The organism is Kitasatospora sp. NPDC091257 (genome assembly GCF_044757675.1).
GTDB classification, from domain to species: Bacteria; Actinomycetota; Actinomycetes; order Streptomycetales; family Streptomycetaceae; genus Kitasatospora; species Kitasatospora lactacystinica.
Window position 1 is genome coordinate 1 of the sequence record NZ_JBIVVI010000997.1, and the last position, 3,445, is coordinate 3,445.

Genomic DNA, 3,445 nt, shown 5'->3' on the forward strand with positions numbered 1-3,445 from the left:
GGGGCCAGCTCGTCGCGGGCCGTGGCCATCCGCATCCGGCCCCGGCGGTGGACCCGGCCGTCCGGCCCGACGTAGCCGTGCGGCAGTTCGAAGTCGAATTCGGTGCGCAGCCCGGCGGCCGTGCGCGTCATGGTCCCTCCCGGGGGTCGGGGCGCCGTCCCCGCCCGGCGCGGGGCGGTGCGGGGTCAGTCGACGGGGTCATGGACGTACTCGTGCACGACGAGACCGGCGGCGGCCTTCGTCGGCCACATCTCGACGACCGCTCGTCCCGCTTCGTCGCCCGCGGTCAGCACGGGTGATTCGACCTCCCCGTCGGTGCCGCTGCGGACCACCGCGGTCGCGCTCCCGCTGAAGGAGACCGTGTCGTCCGTCACGCGGAAGGCCACGTCCACCTTCGGAACCGGGGTGCCGAAGGCGTCGACCGCCCGCACCCGGAGCGGCGCGGGGAAGTCCTCTCCGGGCAGCGAAGACTGGCCCGCTCCCGAGAGGTAGACGAGGTGGTCGACCGGTCCGGCCTCGGGGCGCACGGTGATGCCGTTGAACGGGACGAGCAGGCCCTCGTCCTTCCATTCGGCGACCACGTCGCAGGGTTTCGGCCCCGCTTTCCTCGCCGTCAGCGAAGGACTGGTCGCCCTTCCGTCCGTGCCCGTGGTCGCGGTGGCGGTGGCCTTGTCACCGGGGAACCGCGCCTGGTCGTCCCGCACGGTGAACGTCACCGTGGCCCCTTGGTGCCCGGTGCCGTCGAGGGCGGTGACCCTGACGGACAGCCGGTCGGGGAACGTCCCGCCGACCGGCGCGCTCTGGTCCTCGCCCGACAGGACGGTCATCCGGTACTTGGACAGGGACGCCATCTCGCTCGTGCCCTCCAGGCCCACCCACAGGGCGCCGTGCCCGTCCGCGGCGATCCCCGACGGGCGGGTGTCGGAGTCGAAGGGGACGTACTTCGCCTCCGTCCGCCCCGGCAGGACGTAGCCCACCGCGCCCGCGGACGGCATGGTGAACCAGAGGCTTCCGTCGGCCATCGGGAAGAGCCGGTCCACCACCTTCCCGGTGTCGACGGGCAGGAAAGACCCGTCGTGCAGGTCGTGGCGGAGGATCGTGGACTGGTGGGTCGCGATCCACAGGAAGTCGCCGCCGGTCTCCGTGATCGCCAGGTGCTGCGGCACCACGTCGTCCGGGAGGGTGACGGGCGAGCCGTCGAACTTCCCCGTCGCGGCGTCGTAGCTGACCACGGTCTTGGCCTCGGGGCAGCTCAGCCAGTACGTGGCGGGGGTCTTCGTGCCGATGGCGAGCCCGTACAGCGGATGGGTGTGGGGCTTGGACGTGGCGACCTTTCCGCTGTCCGCGAGGACGAGGTCGCGTCTTCCCTCGCGGGTGCAGACGACCCGCTGGGCACCGTGGTTGTCCGCGCCGACGGCCATGGCCACGGCAGTCGCCGGTTCGAGCTTCTTCCGGTCTGTGTAGGCGCCCTCGGCCGTGCAGGTGACGACGTAGCCGGCTTCGGAATCGGTGGCGTACGTCCAGGCCAGACCGCCGGCCAGGGCCAGGGTGCGGGTCTTCCGGCCGGTCTGCATCGGGGCGAAGAGCTGGCTCTCGTAGAGGCCGGAGGGGGTGAAGGAGCCGAACTCCGCGTCGGGCGTGACGAACCAGATCGTCCCGTCCCCCGGGTGGTAGGCGATGGCAGCGGGGTGGGCCGATTTGGTGAGGCTGTGGGCGTTGGCGGTCATCAGGGCTTCACCGTGAGGGTCTTCGAGACCGCCTTCTCGGCTGCCGAGTACTGCATGATGAGCGTGACGTCCTTGGTGGCGGTCCTGATCCTCGGGAAGAGGGCGACACCGCGCTGGTTGGTGTGGACGACTCGCACGAGGCCGCCGCTGCCCTGGACGAACGTGGCACCACTGGCTTTGTCGATGCTGCAGGTGATGGGGATCCCAGGGGTGTCATGCCCGTCGATGACGTACTGGGCGATCATGGGAATGTCGACGACCTTGTTCTTGTCGGACGTGGTGGCGGCGCCTTCTTTGATCTCCACGAGTTCCGCGGCGGCGGTGGCAACTTTGATCGCGTACTGGCCGATCGAGCACTTCGCCGGGTCGGTGAACCACAGTTGCTTCTTCTCGGCGTCGACGAACAGGCCTTCGGCCTCACTGCCCTTGTCCAGGTCGGGGCTCGGCAGGGTGGTGACGCCCGGGTCTTTCTTGAAGCAGTAGATGGCGCCGGCGGCCGCGGCCCAGATATTGCCGTCCGGCCCGAAGGCCAGCTGCCGGGGTTCGTGGTCCAGGGTCTTCGAGGAGGTCCACGATCCGTCGGAGATGTCGTACCGGCACACGCGGTTCGGGTTTCGCGTACCCACCCAGACAGCCGTGGAGTCGGTGATGACGTGGATGGGAACCTGCGAGTTCTGGTTCGGATCCGGGTCCGGAAGTGGAATGCGCTGCCAGGGCTTGCCGGACTGCCCGGGGGTGAAGGTGTAGAGGCCGTTCTTCTTCCGCAGGAAATTGCCCGTCGTGGACACCTGGCCGGTGGCCCAGTAGGTGTAGTTGTTGACCGTCTTGTCCACGCTGACGGCCACCGACCAGAGCCAGGTGTCGAAGTCGTCCCCGTTCGGAAGCTGGTGGGTGCTGGGCTGGCCGGCCTCCCCCACCTTGACGTAGCCGACCCGGCGGTGGACCGGCTCGGCGAAGAACACGTAGTAGATCGGGGTGTTGTAATTTTCCCCCGGATCCGGGACGACGGACGGGTTCCAGGCGTAGGGGACCTCGTCGAGGTGTTCCCCGCTGCCGTCGATGGTCGCGCTGAGCCTCTTCACTTCCTTGGTCAGCACCGCCCAGGTGAGGGTCTGGGCCCGGGCGTCGTCGTCGAGTTTGTGCTGGCTGGTCTCGGCGCACTTCACGACGTCCCATTCGTAGATGGGATCATAGTCCTGCTCGTGGGCGGGCGAGGCGTACCAGAGGATGTTGCCTCCCTCCGGGACCATCACGATGCCCGCCGAGAGCAGACCTGCCGTCTCTTTGTTGTCCTGGGCTTCGGGATTATCCGGATCCACCTGCATGAGCCTCTTGTTGTGCGTCGTCACCCAGAGGTTGCCGTCAGGGCCCAGGGTGATCGAATGGGGCTTCGGTGCCGGAGTGCCCTTCAGCAGCGTCTCCGGTGGGTAATTGGTCATGAAGGTTCTCCTCGAACCGGCCAACAGAAAAGGGGAGTTGGCCTGAAGGGTGGATTCCGCACCCGGGTGGCGCGGCGGGCAGCGCCACTGTAGGAGAACCGCTGTCGACGCCGCGCGGAGCAGCGGTGACACCTCGGAAGTTTTCATGCGAACAGCCTCATGCCCCAACCGTTTCGGCCCGGCGGCCGCCATCCGGCGGCGACACACGCGAGGGGGCGGGGTGCGGCCGGGCGGACCCACATCCGGAGAGCGGCGGGTGGGGGCACAGGGGTAGGTGGA

Annotated in this window: 2 protein-coding genes; both read right to left on the reverse strand. The window is 68.7% G+C overall.

Translation table 11 applies throughout. The features are described from left to right. Window positions 1-185: 185 nt before the first annotated feature. Window positions 186-1,727, reverse strand: coding sequence for a hypothetical protein (locus tag ACIQOV_RS33310; RefSeq protein ID WP_401054485.1), 1,542 nt, complete (start codon window positions 1,725-1,727; stop codon window positions 186-188). Beyond that, window positions 1,727-3,313, reverse strand: a complete 1,587-nt coding sequence (locus ACIQOV_RS33315; RefSeq protein ID WP_401054486.1) for a hypothetical protein — start codon at window positions 3,311-3,313, stop codon at window positions 1,727-1,729. Before ACIQOV_RS33315 ends, ACIQOV_RS33310 begins: the two co-directional genes overlap by 1 nt. Window positions 3,314-3,445 lie beyond the last annotated feature (132 nt).

What these genes read in the sequence shown, in the direction of transcription:
- ACIQOV_RS33310 (WP_401054485.1), bottom strand. Translation starts at nt 1,727, where the DNA reads ATGACCGCCAACGCCCACAGCCTCACCAAATCGGCCCACCCCGCTGCC.
- ACIQOV_RS33315 (WP_401054486.1), bottom strand. Translation starts at nt 3,313, where the DNA reads ATGAAAACTTCCGAGGTGTCACCGCTGCTCCGCGCGGCGTCGACAGCG.